The organism is Pseudomonas sp. H9, from assembly GCF_004353925.1.
GTDB lineage: Bacteria > Pseudomonadota > Gammaproteobacteria > Pseudomonadales > Pseudomonadaceae > Aquipseudomonas.
Map to the genome: position 1 here is coordinate 1 of NZ_SMOK01000026.1, position 15,935 is coordinate 15,935.

The following is a 15,935-nucleotide window of genomic DNA, read 5'->3' on the forward strand; positions in this document are numbered from 1 at the left end:
GGGGCAAGCCCGCTCCCACCGTTTGGTTACTTGCTTTCTTCGATTTCTTTACCGCTGGCATCGATGGCTTTGGTCGACGGGTAGCGGTACGAAGCGTAACGCACCACCAGAATCGCGAAGGCCAACAGCAGGATGCCGCCGCACACATACAGCAAGCCGACATCCGGCGCTTTGTGGTGCGAAACGTCGCCGATGAGCAAGCGGGTCAAGGCGGTGGGAGCGGGCTTGCCCCGCGATGCAATGTGCCTGACAAACTGCAATCGCGGGGCAAGCCCGCTCCCACCGTCTGGTTACTTGCTTTCTTCGATTTCTTTACCGCTGGCATCGATGGCTTTGGTCGACGGGTAGCGGTACGAGGCGTAACGCACCACCAGAATCGCGAAGGCCAACAGCAGGATGCCGCCGCACACATACAGCAAGCCGACATCCGGCGCTTTGTGGTGCGAAACGTCGCCGATGAGCAAGCGGGTCAAGGCGGTGATCGCAACATACAGCAGGAAGCGGATCGGCATGTGGTTGGTCTTGAAGTAGATCCCGACCATCGCGCCCAATTCGAGGTAGATGAACAGCAGGAGAATGTCGTCGACACTGACGCCGCCTTTGCTGAGCATGTCGATGAAGGTCACCACTGCCGCGTAGGCAGTAATTGCACCGATGCCGAACAGGGCCAGGTAGTGGAATGCTTCGACGCAGAGGTTGCCCAGCGAATCAGCCGAGCCATGCAGGCCCTTGCGCAGTTGATCTGCCCATTTATTGTTCACGATTTCGGTTTCCTTGATACGGCTGAAAGGATGATGCGCCACACGCATGACGTTTTTTCTGCATGCAGTAAAAAGGCCAGGCACCCTGTTTGAGAAGGCGACCAAACGCCGCAAGGCACAGCCATCACTGGCTGTGCCTTGCGCTTTCAACCGTAGTTTGGAGAAACCGGGTTATTCCAGTGCCGAGGCCGGGCCGAAGAACTCGTAGCGGCTTTGCTGCTCAGGCACACCCAGGCCTTTGAGGTGACGTTTGACGGTACTCATAAAGGCTTTAGGGCCAAGGAAGTAAGCATCCAGGTCACGTTCCTGCGGCAGCCAGGCGTTGAGCTGTTCAGCGGTGAGCAGGCCCATGGCATCGGCCGGCTCGCTGACGCCATCGTCTTCGGCGTAGCAGTAGAAGCGTTTGACCTGCGGATGACGCGCCGCCAGCCCATCAACCCAATCACGGAAGGCATGCACCGCTCCGTTGCGCGCGCAGTGGATGAAGTGCACCAAACGGCCACTTTCCAGTGCCGCTTCAAGCATCGGCAAGGTCGGGGTGATGCCAACGCCACCGCTGATCAGTACCAGTGGCTTGTCGCTGGCGCTCAAGGTGAACTCACCCGATGGCGGGAACAGTTTGAGCGTGTCGCCTACCGCCAGTTGCTCGTGCAGGTAGTTCGAAACCTTGCCGCCCGCTTCACGCTTGACGCTGATACGGTATTGACCGGCATCGCTCAGGGCCGACAACGAATAGTTGCGGCGCTGCTCCTGACCATCGATGAACAACTGCAAGCCGATGTACTGACCCGGCTCCGCCTTGAGGATCGCGCCACCATCCACCGGGGCGAAGTAGAACGAAACGATCTCGCTGCTTTCGTCGACGCGCTGCACCAGTTTGAAATCGCGTGCACCACGCCAGCCGCCCGGTGCTGCTGCTTTCTGGTCGTACACTTGGGCCTCTGCGCCAATCAGGATATCGGCCAGTTGCTGGTAGGCGGCGCCCCAGGCGGCGATCACTTCAGGGGTGGCGACTTCTTTGCCAAGCACTTCTTCAATGGCGCGCAGCAGGCAGCTACCAACGATCGGGTAATGTTCCGGCAGAATCTGCAAGGCCACATGCTTGTTGATGATCTGACCGACCAAGCCACCCAGCTGTTCCAGCTGGTCGATGTGGCGGGCATACATCAGCACGCCATTGGCCAGGGCGCGCGGTTGATCGCCGCTGGCCTGATGGGCCTGGTTGAACAGCGGACGCACCTGCGGGTACTCGCTGAGCATCATTTTGTAGAAGTGAGTCGTCAGCGCTTCACCGCCGCTTTCCAGCAGGGGAACAGTGGCTTTAACGATTGCACGATCCTGGGCATTGAGCATGGATGACTCCTGAGCCTGTGGCTTCTTGATGAATGCCTGTGTTAATTCAGAATCTGTGCCAACTTTTTTATTGTTTAAAATCAATTACTTAAAAACAAATGAGTCATAAAGACTACAGCTGATATATAGTCAATAAGACCAATAGGAGTCTTTATGACAGCAAAATCTCTGCTCACAGCCCTACTGCCGCTGGTCAGCGACCTGGCCCGCGACTTGCCCGAACGCGAGCGCTACCGGCGCCTGCTCGAAGCCATGCGTAGCCTGTTGCCATGTGATGCTGCAGCCCTGTTGCGCCTGGACGGCGATTGGTTGGTGCCGCTGGCGGTCGATGGTTTGAGCACCGACACCCTCGGGCGACGCTTCAAGGTCAACGAACACCCACGCTTCGCGGCCATTTTGAGCAACACCGCGCCGACCCGCTTTGCCAGTGACAGCGAACTACCCGACCCGTACGACGGGCTGGTCGAAGGCCTGCATCAGCACCTGGAAGTTCACGACTGCATGGGTTGCCCGCTGTTCGTCGATGAACAACCCTGGGGCCTGATCACCCTCGATGCGCTGGACCCGGAGCAGTTTCAGCAGGTCGAGCTTGATGCCTTGCAAGCCTTTGCCAGCCTAGCAGCAGCCACGGTCAACGTGGCCGAGCGCATCGAACGCCTGGCCTTGCGTGTTGAGGATGAGCATGAGCGTGCCGAGGTGTATCGCCAGGCCAGCGGTCAGCAATACAAAGAGCTGATCGGCCAGAGTAAAGCGCAAAAGCGCCTGCTCGAAGAAATTCAGTTAGTCGGCAGCAGCGACCTGACGGTGTTGATCAACGGCGAAACGGGCGTTGGCAAGGAGCTGGTCGCCCAGGCCATCCACCAGGCTTCAAGCCGCGCCGACAAGCCGATGATCAGCCTCAACTGCGCGGCGTTGCCCGATACGCTGGTAGAAAGCGAGCTGTTCGGTCATGTGCGCGGTGCCTTTACCGGCGCGGTCGGTGAGCGCCGCGGCAAGTTCGAACTGGCCAATGGCGGTACGTTGTTTCTTGACGAAGTCGGTGAATTGTCCCTGACCGTCCAAGCCAAATTGCTGCGCGTGCTGCAAAGCGGCCAGTTGCAACGGTTGGGCTCGGACCAGGATCACCGCGTTGATGTGCGCCTGATCGCCGCCACCAACCGCGACCTGGCCGACGAGGTGCGTGCCGGGCGCTACCGTGCCGACTTCTACCACCGACTGAGCGTCTACCCCTTGCTGGTGCCGCCACTGCGGGAACGTGGCCGTGATGTATTGCTGCTCAGCGGCTACTTTCTCGAGCAAAATCGCTCACGCATGGGCCTGGGCAGTTTGCGCCTGAGTGCCGAAGCCCAGGCGGCGCTACTGGCCTATGATTGGCCCGGCAACGTGCGGGAACTGGAACACCTGATCGGCCGTTCGGCGCTCAAAGCCTTGGGCCAGCACCGCCAGCGCCCGAAGATTCTGACCCTGGATGCCGCCGACCTGGACCTCAAGCCCGTCGAAGCGCAGGCCAGCCCTGCCCTGCTGTCGCCGCCAGCCGCAGCAGCACTGCCGGTTGGCGACCTGCGTCAGGCGCTCGATGAGTACCAGCGCCAGCTCATCCAAGGCTGCCTGGAACGGCATGAGCACAATTGGGCCAGCGCCGCCCGCGAATTGGGCCTGGACCGCGCCAACCTCGGTCGCCTGGCCAAACGCCTGGGTCTACGCTGATTTGAGCAAGTGATTAAAGCCACGGACTGGCGGGTCGATAACCCGGCATCTCCCCATTAAATCTGCCCTGAAGGTGCCTATGGCCACGCACAACACCCGCGCGGACTCACTGTCGCTGCTGCTGTTCACCCTGCGCAGCGGCAAGCTGATGGCGATCAACCTGCTCAAGGTCAGTGAAATCATCCCTTGCCCGCCGCTGACCAAACTGCCTGAGTCGCACCCCCACGTTAAAGGCGTGGCAACGCTGCGTGGCAACTCGCTGTCGGTGATCGACCTGTCCCGTGCCATCGGCGAACAGCCGCTGCAAGACCCTCAAGGCGGCTGCCTGATCGTCACCGACATCAGCCGCTCCAAGCAAGGCCTGCACGTACAGGCGGTGAGCAAGATCGTCCACTGCCTGAGCACCGACATCAAACCGCCACCTTACGGCTCGGGCAGCAAGTCGTTCATCACGGGGGTCACCCGGGTCGACAACACGCTGGTGCAGGTGCTGGACATCGAGAAAGTCATTCATGGCATCTCCCCGCCTACTCACGAAGTCATCAGTAACGAACTGAGTGCCGATGACGCCGCCGTGCTGGCAGCCACCAATATTCTGGTGGTCGATGACAGCCAGGTGGCGCTGCAGCAGTCGGTACATACCCTGCGCAGCCTGGGGATCGAATGCCACACAGCACGCAGTGCCAAAGACGCGATCAACACGCTGCTGGAGCTACAAGGCACTGATCAGGAAATCAACGTGGTGGTGTCCGATATCGAGATGTCGGAGATGGACGGTTTTGCCTTCACCCGTACCCTGCGCGAAACCCCCGATTTCAAGCACCTCTATGTGCTGCTGCACACCTCGCTGGACAGCGCCATGAACAGTGAAAAAGCCCGGCTCGCCGGGGCCAACGCGGTGCTGACCAAGTTCTCCTCACCAGAACTGACCGACTGCCTGATCGTGGCTGCGCGTGCGGTGGCGGCATAAGCGGTAAGCGGTAAGTAGTGGGCTGCAAGTAGGGAGCGGGCGAGTCGCTTGAAAGTGTCTGAGGCTCAGGCACAATTGAGCGCTTTGCAACGCTGCCTTTGTCAGCGAATGGGCCCCGTGAAACCGTGAACAGCGCACAAACCACCGATATCCGCTTCGACTGCACCGGCTGTGGCAAGTGCTGCACCGGCCACCATGTGCCCCTGACCTTGAACGAAGCGCGTCAATGGACGGTTTCCGGTGGCCAGGTCATTGTCTTGATCGAGGCCTTTCTGGCCAACGGCCTGGGTTTACCCGCCGAGCAGCGCGAACACGCCTTGCGCCGCTCCTGGCCGGTACCTTGCGGCAGCACCGAGGCGCATGTGGCGATCACCTTCGCCGCCTTCAACCCGGAGCGCTGCCGCAACCTCGATGCCAACGACCTGTGCACCATCTACGAGAGCCGGCCGCTGGTGTGCCGTATCTACCCGATGGAAATCAACCCGCATATTCCGTTGCGCCCTGAAGCCAAAGACTGCCCCAGCGAAGCCTGGCAAAGCGGCCCGCCGCTGATTCATGGGCAGCAGCTGGTTGACCGGCGCCTGGCCGAGCTGATCGAACGCTCACGCCAGGCCGACCGCGACGATATCCGTGGCAAAGTCGCGATTTGCCAGGCGCTGGGCATCGACACCAGCGCCCTCAAAGGCAACGGCTTCACCGCCTACCTGCCTGATACCCAGGCCTTGGCCCAGGCACTGCAGCAGGTTGGCACTGAAGGGCCGATCGCCCCCTGGACGCTGCATGTCATTGACCCTGCACTGTGTGAGCAACTGCAGGCCAGTGGTGCCCAGGTTTACAGCGAAGCGGCCGGGCACTACGCCTTTATCGGATTCTGACCGCCCTCAGTGACAGCGCCGCCAGAACTCGGCGGCCAGGCGGCGCAGGTCTTCGGCCAGCGCCGCCACATCAGTGGCACTAAGGTGGCTCTGCTGGCCGACCTGTACCGTAGACTCGCTCGCCTGACGAATACTGATGATGTTGCGGTTGATGCTTTCGCTGACCTGGCTCTGCTCCTCCACCGCTGTTGCGATTTGCACACTCATCTCGCTGATCTGGTTGACCCGCAGGCTGATGCCATCCAGGGCACTGGCAGCACGCTTGGCCTGATCGACGCTATGACCGGCATGCTCGCTGCTCTGCTGCATCACCTGCACCGCATCGCGCGCCACACCCTGCAAAACGCTGATCATCCGCTGTATCTCATGGGTCGATTGCGCCGTGCGCTGTGCCAGGCCACGCACTTCATCGGCGACCACAGCAAAACCACGGCCCTGATCACCGGCGCGAGCGGCTTCGATGGCAGCGTTGAGCGCCAACAGGTTGGTTTGCTCGGCAATGCCGCGAATCACCTCAACCACCCCAGTGATTTCGCTGCTGTGACTCTGCAGGTTGTGGATAACCTCGGTGGCGGATTCTAACGATTCGGCCAAGTCCTGAATGGCGCTGCGATTCAGGTCGACCAACTGGTGCCCGGCACGGGTTTCGTCTTCGGCCTGATCCGCAGCCGCAGACGCTTGCTGGGCATTGCTGGCAACCTGCGCGACGCTGGCGGCCATCTGGTTGATGGCGGTGGCAATCTGGTCGGCCTCACCTTGCTGTTCCAGATGACTGCTGTGGCTGCTGTGCAGCGACTGCGCCAACGAGCCGGTATGCCCGGCCAACCGCCGCGAAGTATCGCCAATGCGCCCGACCACCGCGCCAAGCTGGCCTTTGAGCATGCGCAGGGCAAAATCGATCTGCCCGATGCCGTCACGCCGGCCTGTGTACAACTGCTGGCTCAACGGGTTGTCGGCAATGCTCAGGGCTTCGGTACACAGGCGCTGAAACGGCTTGAGCACAGCGAGAATCACCAAAGCGCTCAAGCCGCTGGCCAGCAACACTTCCACCAAGCCTTGCCAGGGCAACAACGGCAGCAACAGCCGACTGAGTACCGTGGCCAGCATTACCCCGAAGGTCACCCCCGCCCATAGCTGCCAACCCAACCCGAACACCGGCAAGCGCTGCCACCAGGGCTTTCGACCGCTGCGCAACTGTTCATAACAGCGTTCGGCAGCTTCAATCTGCTCGGCACTGGGCTTGGTGCGTACCGACTGATATTCCACCGTCTGCCCCTGACTGGCGATGGGCGAAACAAAGGCGCTGACCCAATAGTGATCACCGTTCTTGCAACGGTTTTTCACCAGCCCCATCCACGACTGGCCAGCCTTGAGGGTGTGCCACATTTGTTCGAATGCCTGAGGCGGCATATCCGGGTGACGCACGATATTGTGGGGGCTGCCCATCAGCTCTTCACGGCTGAAACCACTGACCTTGACGAAATCGTCGTTGGCATAGCTGATCTCACTGGAGAGGTTGGTAGTAGAAAGGATGTTGGCGTCACCGGGATAATCCACATTGCGACCGGTCACAGGCATATTGCACTTCATCGGAGGCACTCGTTGTTATTTGGGAGAATCGGCAGGGCATACGACTCTAGTGACAAATAAGCGCGATTCCTTGATCCAGCTCAGGATATTGGCAATTTGCCACCAACCGATGGAGTGGATAAACCCGGTGGGAGCGGGCTTGCCCCGCGATACGGTAAAACAGACAGACCGCAATCGCGGGGCAAGCCCGCTCCCACCGAGAGGGAGAGCTTCATCACCCAAAACTGTCAGCGCTGTCAGTTAGCAGTCACGCTGCTGACCTGATCGAACCGCTATACAGTAAGCATCGCCCTGAGACTTTCTGTATGCGTATTCACACCCGCTCGCTTGTGATCTGTGTTGTCTTGTTTGCTCTGGCCGGGGCTGCCTGGTGGTGGTTCGCTGGTCGCAGTGAAGAGAAAATCGCGCACAACCCCGCCGTGCCCGTACGTGTCGTTGCCGTTAAACAGCAGGATGTGCCGCGTTTTGTCAGCGGTATCGGTTCGGTGTTGTCGCTGCACAGCGTGGTGATCCGCCCGCAGGTTGAGGGGGTGCTGACCCGCCTGATGGTTAAAGAGGGCCAATGGGTCAAGCAAGGCGACCTGCTGGCCACCATCGACGACCGCGCCATACGCGCCAGCCTTGAGCAGGCCAAAGCCCAGCTCGGCCAAAGCCAGGCGCAGCTGCAGGTGGCCGGTGTCGATCTCAAACGCTACAAGCTGCTCAGCACCGACAACGGCGTTTCCCGTCAAACCCTGGATCAGCAGCAAGCCCTGTTCAATCAATTACAAGCCACGGTGCTGGGCAATCAGGCGGCTATTGCGGCGGCACAGGTGCAGTTGTCCTATACACAGATTCTTTCGCCAGTCACCGGCAGGGTCGGTATCCGTAACGTCGATGAAGGCAACTTCTTGCGGGTGGCTGATACCCAAGGCCTGTTCAGCGTCACCCAGATCGACCCGATCGGCGTAGAATTCTCCTTGCCGCAAGCCATGCTGCCGACCTTGCAGGGGCTGCTGCACGCGCAGCCGCCCGCGGTTGTTCAAGCCTATCTGGAAGGCGATGGCGACAGCAGCGGCACCTTGCTGGCTGAAGGGCACCTGACCTTGATCGACAACCAGGTGGCCGCCAACACCGGCACCATTCGCGTCAAAGCCGAGTTCGCCAACCCCGATGCCCGCCTGTGGCCTGGGCAGTTGGTGACCCTGAAACTGCAGACTGCCCTGGAACAGGACGCCCTGGTGGTGCCACCGCAAGTGGTGCAACGCGGCATCGACGGCCATTTCGTCTACCGGCTGGTCGGCGACAAAGTTGAAAGCGTGCCGGTCAAAGTGCTGTATCAGGACAGCGGCCTGAACGTCATCGCCGGGGTCAGCAAGGGTGACACCGTGGTCTCCGATGGCCAGTCTCGGCTCAAACCCGGTGCCACTGTCGAGGTGGCAGCTGAAACTGCGGCCCCTGAGGAAGTGGTCAATCGCCGGGAGCAACCATGAACAGCCGCAACTCGCTGTCGGCCTGGTGCATCGACCGCCCGATCGCCACCTTGCTGCTGACCTTCGCCCTGGTGCTACTCGGGGTTATCGCTTTTCCACGTCTGCCGGTCGCGCCCTTGCCTGAGGCCGACTTCCCAACGATACAGGTCACCGCGCAACTGCCCGGCGCCAGCCCGGAGACCATGGCCTCTTCGGTGGCCACGCCCCTGGAAGTACAGTTCAGTGCCATCCCCGGCATGACCCAGATGACTTCCAGCAGTGCCTTGGGCTCAACCAACCTGATCCTGCAATTCAGCCTGGAAAAAAGCATCGACACTGCCGCCCAGGAAGTTCAGGCCGCAATCAACACCGCCACCGCCCGCTTGCCCCAGGACATGCCCAGCCCGCCAACCTGGCGCAAGGTCAACCCGGCCGACAGCCCGGTGTTGATCCTGACCGTCAGCTCGCCGCAGATGCCCGCCAACGAATTGAGTGACTACGCCGAAACGCTGTTGGCCCGGCAGTTGAGCCAAATCGAAGGGGTCGGCCTGATCAACATCACCGGCCAGCTGCGCCCAGCGATCCGGGTGCAGGCCCAGCCAGAGAAACTGGCAGCCCTGGGCCTGACCCTGGCCGACCTGCGCCAGGCCATTCAGCAAACCAGCCTGAACCTGGCCAAAGGTGCGTTGTATGGCGACAGCAGCGTCTCGACCCTGGCCACCAACGACCAGCTGTTTCACCCGGAGGAGTATGCCCAGCTGATCGTCTCTTACCGTGACGGCGCGCCGGTGCATTTGAAGGATGTCGCCAAGGTCATCAACGGTGCCGAAAACGCCTACGTCAAAGCTTGGTCCGGTGAGCAGCAAGGCCTGAACCTGGTGGTGTTCCGCCAGCCGGGGGCCAACATCGTCGAAACCGTAGACGGCGTTATGGAAGCGCTGCCACGGCTTGAGCAGATGTTGCCGGCCTCGGTGCAGGTGTCGGTGCTCAACGACCGCACCCAGACCATCCGCGCCTCGTTGCACGAGGTGGAAATCACTCTGCTGATCGCCGTTGCCCTGGTGATCGGGGTTATGGCGCTGTTTCTGCGCCAGTGGTCAGCCACGTTGATTGTGTCCAGCGTGCTGGGGGTGTCACTGACCGCTAGCTTCGCGCTCATGTACCTGTTCGGTTTCAGCCTGAACAACCTGACCCTGGTGGCCATCGTCATTGCTGTCGGCTTTGTGGTCGATGATGCGATTGTGGTGGTGGAAAACATTCACCGGCATCTGGAAGCCGGCGACAGCAAGCGCGAGGCAGCGATCAAAGGCGCCGGGGAAATCGGCTTCACCGTGGTGTCGATCAGTTTTTCGCTGGTGGCGGCTTTTATACCGTTGCTGTTCATGGGCGGCGTGGTCGGGCGGCTGTTCAAGGAGTTCGCCCTCACCGCCACCTCGACCATCCTGATTTCGGTGGTGGTGTCACTGACCCTGGCACCGACCCTCTGTGCCCTGTTCATGGACCGGCCCAAACACCGCGAACAGCAGAGCGTCAGTTTCGGGGACCGGCTGTTGGCCTGGTACGAGCGGGTGCTGGTCAAGGCGCTGGCACATCAGCGGCTGATGTTGGGGATATTCGGCGTCACCCTGGCCCTGGCAGTGGTGGGCTATGTGGCGATTCCCAAGGGCTTCTTCCCGGTTCAGGACACCGGTTTCATCCTTGGCACCTCCGAAGGCGCCGCAGATATCTCCTACCCGGACATGATCAAGAAGCACCAGGCATTAGCCAAAGTCCTGGAAGCCGACCCAGCGGTAAAAACCTTCTCTCACGCGGTCGGGGTAACGGGTAGCAACCAGACCATCGCCAACGGTCGCTTCTGGATCGCCCTCAAAGACCGCAGTGACCGTGATGTTTCCGCCAGCGAGTTCATCGACCGCCTGCGCCCGAAACTGGCCAAGGTGCCCGGTGTGGTGCTGTACCTGCGCGCAGGGCAAGACATCAACCTCAGCTCCGGCCCGACCCGCAGCCAGTACCAGTACGTGCTCAAGAGTAACGACGGTGCCGCCCTGAACCTGTGGACCCAACGCCTGACCGAACGCCTGAAAGCCAACCCGGCATTCCGCGACCTGTCCAACGACCTGCAACTGGGCGCCAGCGTTACCCGTATCGATATCGACCGCCGCGCCGCCGCACGCTTCGGCCTGACCACCACCGACATCGACCAGGCGCTCTACGATGCCTTCGGCCAACGCCAGATCAGCGAGTTTCAGACCGAAACAAACCAGTACAAGGTGATCCTTGAACTCGACGCCCGCCAGCGCGGCAAGGCCGAAAGCCTGAACTACTTCTACCTGCGCTCGCCGCTGACCGGTGAAATGGTGCCGTTGTCAGTGCTGGCCAAGGTCGCACCACCCAGCACCGGGCCGTTGTCGATCAGCCATGACGGCTTGTTCCCGGCGGCCAACCTGTCGTTCAACCTGGCGCCAGGTGTTGCCCTGGGCGATGCGGTGCAAATCCTTGAACGCACCCAACGTGAACTGGGCATGCCCGACTCGATCATCGGCAACTTCCAGGGCGCAGCCCAGGCGTTCCAGAGTTCGTTGTCGAGCCAACCCTGGCTGATTCTCGCCGCGCTGGTGGCGGTGTACATCATTCTCGGGGTGCTCTATGAAAGCTTCGTCCATCCGCTGACCATCATTTCCACCCTGCCCTCCGCCGGGCTTGGGGCCTTGGCCTTGCTGTGGCTGACGGGGCAAGACTTCAGCATCATGGGCCTGATCGGCATTGTGCTGCTGATTGGTATCGTCAAGAAAAACGGCATCCTGCTCATCGACTTTGCCCTCGATGCCCAACGCAACCTGGGCATGAGCCCCGAACAAGCCATCCATCAAGCCTGCCTGACCCGCTTCCGACCGATCATGATGACCACCCTCGCCGCGCTGCTCGGCGCCGTACCGCTGATGTTCGGCATGGGCGCCGGGGCCGAACTGCGCCAACCGCTGGGGATCGCGGTGGTCGGCGGTTTGTTGGTTAGCCAGGCGCTGACACTGTTCACCACACCGATCATATACTTGGCCCTGGAACGTCTGTTCCATCGGCGTCAGGCGCCCCGGGAAGTGGCGCAGCCCAATGCCAGTTGAGAAGCAAACATGCGTGTGCTGATTATTGAAGATGAAGAAAAGACCGCCGATTACCTGCACCGCGGTCTGAGTGAGCAAGGCTTTACCGCAGATGTGGCCCGCGACGGCATCGATGGCCTGCACATGGCCCTGGAAGGCGACTACGCGGTGATTGTGCTCGACGTCATGCTCCCCGGCCTCGACGGTTACGGCGTACTGCGTGCCTTGCGCGCACGCAAGCAAACCCCGGTGATCATGCTCACCGCCCGCGAGCGCGTAGAAGACCGTATTCATGGCCTGCGCGAAGGCGCCGATGATTATCTGGGCAAACCGTTCTCTTTTCTTGAACTGGTCGCCCGCCTGCAGGCCCTGACCCGCCGCAGCGGTAGCCACGAACCGGTGCAGATCCAGGTCGCCGACCTTTGGGTCGACCTGATCAGCCGCAAAGCCAGCCGCGCCGGGCAACGTCTGGACTTGACCGCCAAAGAGTTCTCGCTGCTCAGTGTTCTGGCCCGTCGCCAGGGAGAGATTCTCTCCAAGACCGCCATCGCCGAGCTGGTCTGGGACATCAATTTCGACAGTGATGCCAACGTCGTCGAAGTGGCGATCAAGCGCCTGCGGGCCAAGCTCGACGGCCCGTTCGACACCAAGTTGCTGCACACCATCCGAGGCATGGGTTATGTTCTGGAAAGCCGTGGCGACTAACTCCATCGCCCTGCGCCTGAGCGCCTTGTTCACCCTGGTGGCGCTGGGTGTGTTCCTGCTGATCGGCATAGCCCTGTACAAGCAGGTCGACCGCAGCCTGGACCTGCTACCCGCCGCCGAACTGGACGCGCGCTTCAGCGTGCTGGAATCGTCGCTGACACGCTACGACACGCGTGAGCACTGGGCCAAGATCACCAACAAACTCAACTTGCTCAGTGAAGAAGACCGCCGCATCCGCTTCTGGGTAGTCAGTGGCCACAGCCCTTTCGAGTACGGCCAGCCTGACGCCAGCATTCGCGACTTCGCCCAGGGCCGGCTGGGCATGCGTGACCTGCGCCTGGCCAACAGCCCTTACCCGTACAAGGTGCTGGTCAGCGAACTGCCAGCGATGGGCACACGCCCGGCGTTGCGTTTTCTGATTGCCATCGACACCGAAACCTTCTGGCAAACCCAACACACCTTGCTGGTGGCGATCATCAGCCTGTCAGTGTTCGGCGTATTGCTGGCCTCGCTGCTTGGCTACTGGGTGGCGCGTATTGGCCTGGGACCGCTGCGCACCCTTTCGGCCGAAGCACAGAAACTGGCGCCACCGCGCTTGAGCGGTCGCCTGCAACTGGCCGACCTGCCACCGGAAGTGGCGCAGTTCGCCAGCGCTTTCAATTCCACCCTGGAGCGCGTCGATCAGGCCTACTCGCGCCTTGAAGCGTTCAACGCCGACGTGGCCCACGAGCTGCGCTCACCGCTCACCAACCTGATCGGCCAGACTCAAGTGGCGCTGACCCGCGGGCGTAGTGCCGAGCATTACTTTGAGGTGTTGCAGTCGAACCTGGAAGAACTGGAACGCCTGCGCACCATCATCAACGACATGCTGTTCCTCGCCAGCGCCGACCAGGGCAGCAAGGCCACCGCCCTGACCTGCAGCTCGCTGGCCGAAGAAGTGGCGGCGACCCTCGATTACCTCGACTACATCCTTGAAGATGCTCAGGTACGGGTTGAAGTCAGCGGCGATGCCCAGGCGCATATCGAGAAAGCACAACTGCGTCGGGCCTTGATCAACCTGCTGAACAATGCCGTGCAGCACACCGCGCCTGGTCAGGTCATACAGGTACGTATCGAGCAACAGGACGGGCAAATCAGCATTGCGGTGAGCAACCCTGGGCCTGCCATCGACCAGCAACACCTGCCAATGCTGTTCGAGCGTTTCTACCGCGTCGATGCGGCACGCACCAGCGGCAGCGGCAACCACGGGCTGGGGCTGGCCATCGTCAAGGCGATTGCGCTGATGCACGGTGGCAGCGTGTTTGTGCGTAGCCAGGCAGGGGCCAACACCTTCGGGATTGTATTGCCCCTGTAGGAGCGGGCTTGCCCCGCGATGCGATGTACCAGACAGACCGCTATCGCGGGGCAAGCCCGCTCCCACAGAAGCCGCGACTATTACCCTGGACGCAATAGTACTTCTCGAAAAAGTAACTTTTTCTTGCCGGTGTTTCCGACTAATTTACTCGGACCTACTTAACACTTGCACAGCAAGAAGGTTGTTACAAATGTCCAACAGTATGGGTGTTGCCAGCGTATTCGTCCTGTCTTCCCTGTTATTGTCGCCTCTGGCCATGGCCGAGGAATCTCAGGCGTTCGTCGCTCGCAATGCCGAACTGGCCGCTGTTCACCAACAAGCGCGCGAGACCTTTGCCGCCCAGTCCGAGCAAGCCTCCAAGCCCGCAGAACAGACCGCTTCCAAGGCTTCTGAGCGTGACGCAGCCGAGAGCTGATCGACACGCCGTCGCTCCCTTCGACTCCTTGGGTGATCGCACAGGTGACTTGAGCGCCTGTACGGTTGTCTTTCAAAGCCGCTAATTATTAGCGGCTTTTTTTCGTGTGTCGAAAAAGTGCCGGTCGGCAGCTTTGTTAATTCATAACAAGATCAGTTTTCGCACAATAAAAATTGCCTTACTTTCACCTCAAGGAGTACCCACGGTGAACACTGCTTTACGCTTCACTCCCCTGTTCGTTGCACTGGCTGCAACGATCCCCTTCAACGCCCAGGCCGACGAGGAAAAGGCCGAAGGTTTTATCGAAGGGTCCAGCCTGAATGTGCACGCGCGCAACTACTACCTCAACCGCAACCAGTTGAACCGCGGCGTGAACGACAACCGGGAATGGGGACAGGGTTTTCTCGGCAAGTTTGAATCGGGCTACACCCAGGGCACCGTCGGCTTCGGTCTGGATGTGCATGGCATGCTCGGCTTGAAACTCGACGGCGGCGCCGGTACCTCCGGCAGCAGTATTCTGCCGATCAACACCCAGGGCGATGGCGAGCCAGGCAAAGCCCCCGACTCGTTCTCGACCGCCGGTGCCGCTATCAAGCTCAAGGCCTTCGACACCGAACTCAAGGCCGGCGACCTGTTTCTGACCAACCCGGTGATCGCCGGTGGTGAGTCGCGCATGTTGCCGCAAACCTTCCGTGGCGTAAGCCTGACCAACAACAGCATCGAAGGCCTGATGCTCGAAGGCGGTCAAGCCAGCTTCACCAAGCCTTACAACCAGAGCGGCCACCGCCGTATCGACACCTTCTACGGCGCGCTGCCAGAGGGCCGCGAAAGCCGCCACCTGAACTGGGCCGGCATGGCCTGGAGCGGCGTGCCGAACCTGACCTCGAGCCTGTACGCATCCGAACTTAAAGACATCTGGAACCAGTACTACTTTGACCTCGACTACACCTACAAGGTGAACGACCTGGTCAGCCTCAACCCGGGCCTGCACTTCTACCACACCCAGGACACCGGCCAGGCACTGCTCGGCAACATCGACAACAACACCTACAGCCTGCACTTCACCGTCAACGTCGGCTACAACAGCCTCACTGCGGTGTACCAGCGGGTCAACGGCAACACGCCGTTCGACTACATCAACCAGGGCGACAGCGTTTACCTGGACAACTCGCAGATGTACTCGGACTTCAACGGCCCTAACGAGCGTTCGTGGAAACTTAAATACGCCTACGATTTCGCCGGCCAAGGCATCCCCGGCCTGACCTCGATCATCTCCTACTCGCGCGGTGAGCTGGATTTGACCAAGGTTGACCCCAACAGCGTTGGCTACGGCGAGCACTGGTATAACCCCGAAGGCGAGAACGCCCAGCACTGGGAGCGCGATTTCGACCTGCAGTACGTGTTCCAGGAAGGTACGTTCAAAGACCTCTCGGTGTTGCTGCGCTGGGCCAGCCACCGTGGCAGCCAGGGTTACTCGCAGATCGACAACGATGTCGATGAGTACCGGGTAATTATCGACTACCCGCTGAACATCTTCTGATCCCCGCAGTATCAGAGCTGGCGAACTCGCCAGCTCTCCCACGCCCCGACCAAAGTCCTTGTCCGACAATCCTGAGCCCCCTAAAATACCGCCGCCGCGCACCTGCGCCGCTACTC

At 60.7% G+C, this 15,935-nt stretch carries 11 protein-coding genes and 3 pseudogenes; 9 read left to right on the forward strand and 5 right to left on the reverse strand.

Annotated elements, in window-relative coordinates; translation table 11 throughout:
• Positions 1–26: 26 nt before the first annotated feature.
• The 3 genes and pseudogenes from E1573_RS19810 to hmpA form a co-directional block, all read right to left on the reverse strand.
• Positions 27–215 (reverse strand): annotated as a pseudogene (locus tag E1573_RS19810) (phosphate-starvation-inducible protein PsiE); the annotation flags it as partial.
• Positions 216–290: 75 nt separating this feature from the next.
• The gene (locus E1573_RS19815) at positions 291–761 is read right to left on the reverse strand and encodes a phosphate-starvation-inducible protein PsiE (protein ID WP_133216264.1); all 471 of its coding nucleotides are present in this window, start codon (positions 759–761) and stop codon (positions 291–293) included.
• A gap of 171 nt (positions 762–932) precedes the next feature.
• Positions 933–2,114 (reverse strand): NO-inducible flavohemoprotein, encoded by a 1,182-nt coding sequence (gene hmpA / locus E1573_RS19820; protein ID WP_133216265.1) that lies wholly within the window; start codon positions 2,112–2,114, stop codon positions 933–935.
• Between the two features lie 153 nt (positions 2,115–2,267).
• Between hmpA and norR the strand changes: the two genes are divergently transcribed.
• From norR to E1573_RS19835, 3 genes are all read left to right on the forward strand, one after another.
• Entirely contained in the window at positions 2,268–3,821 is a 1,554-nt protein-coding gene (gene norR / locus E1573_RS19825) for a nitric oxide reductase transcriptional regulator NorR (RefSeq protein ID WP_133216266.1), read from the forward strand.
• A 79-nt stretch (positions 3,822–3,900) separates the two neighbouring features.
• On the forward strand, positions 3,901–4,791 hold the full coding sequence (locus E1573_RS19830; protein ID WP_133216267.1) for a chemotaxis protein: 891 nt from the start codon (positions 3,901–3,903) through the stop codon (positions 4,789–4,791).
• 125 nt (positions 4,792–4,916) lie between these two features.
• On the forward strand, positions 4,917–5,666 hold the full coding sequence (locus E1573_RS19835; protein WP_133216268.1) for a YkgJ family cysteine cluster protein: 750 nt from the start codon (positions 4,917–4,919) through the stop codon (positions 5,664–5,666).
• Positions 5,667–5,672: 6 nt separating this feature from the next.
• Here E1573_RS19835 and E1573_RS27285 read toward each other — a convergent pair.
• Together E1573_RS27285 and E1573_RS27290 are read right to left on the reverse strand one after the other, a co-directional pair.
• Positions 5,673–6,635 (reverse strand): annotated as a pseudogene (locus E1573_RS27285) (methyl-accepting chemotaxis protein); the annotation flags it as partial.
• Positions 6,636–6,974: 339 nt separating this feature from the next.
• A pseudogene (locus E1573_RS27290) lies at positions 6,975–7,256 on the reverse strand (PAS domain-containing protein); the annotation flags it as partial.
• 305 nt (positions 7,257–7,561) lie between these two features.
• Between E1573_RS27290 and E1573_RS19845 the strand changes: the two are divergent.
• From E1573_RS19845 to E1573_RS19870, 6 genes are all read left to right on the forward strand, one after another.
• Positions 7,562–8,728, forward strand: a complete 1,167-nt coding sequence (locus E1573_RS19845; protein WP_133216270.1) for an efflux RND transporter periplasmic adaptor subunit — start codon at positions 7,562–7,564, stop codon at positions 8,726–8,728.
• A complete protein-coding gene (locus E1573_RS19850) occupies positions 8,725–11,826 on the forward strand; it encodes a multidrug efflux RND transporter permease subunit (RefSeq protein ID WP_133216271.1) in 3,102 nt (1,033 codons plus the stop codon). Before E1573_RS19845 ends, E1573_RS19850 begins: the two co-directional genes overlap by 4 nt.
• Positions 11,827–11,835: 9 nt before the next feature.
• Positions 11,836–12,510 (forward strand): heavy metal response regulator transcription factor, encoded by a 675-nt coding sequence (locus E1573_RS19855; RefSeq protein WP_133216272.1) that lies wholly within the window; start codon positions 11,836–11,838, stop codon positions 12,508–12,510.
• Positions 12,485–13,864 carry a heavy metal sensor histidine kinase gene (locus E1573_RS19860; RefSeq protein WP_133216273.1) on the forward strand — a complete coding sequence of 460 codons (1,380 nt, stop codon included), beginning with the start codon at positions 12,485–12,487 and terminating at the stop codon, positions 13,862–13,864. Before E1573_RS19855 ends, E1573_RS19860 begins: the two co-directional genes overlap by 26 nt.
• A 190-nt stretch (positions 13,865–14,054) precedes the next feature.
• Positions 14,055–14,279: a hypothetical protein gene (locus tag E1573_RS19865; RefSeq protein WP_133216274.1), complete on the forward strand. Its 225-nt coding sequence runs from the start codon at positions 14,055–14,057 to the stop codon at positions 14,277–14,279.
• A gap of 205 nt (positions 14,280–14,484) precedes the next feature.
• The gene (locus tag E1573_RS19870) at positions 14,485–15,819 is read left to right on the forward strand and encodes an OprD family porin (RefSeq protein ID WP_133216275.1); all 1,335 of its coding nucleotides are present in this window, start codon (positions 14,485–14,487) and stop codon (positions 15,817–15,819) included.
• The last annotated feature ends 116 nt before the right edge of the window (positions 15,820–15,935 follow it).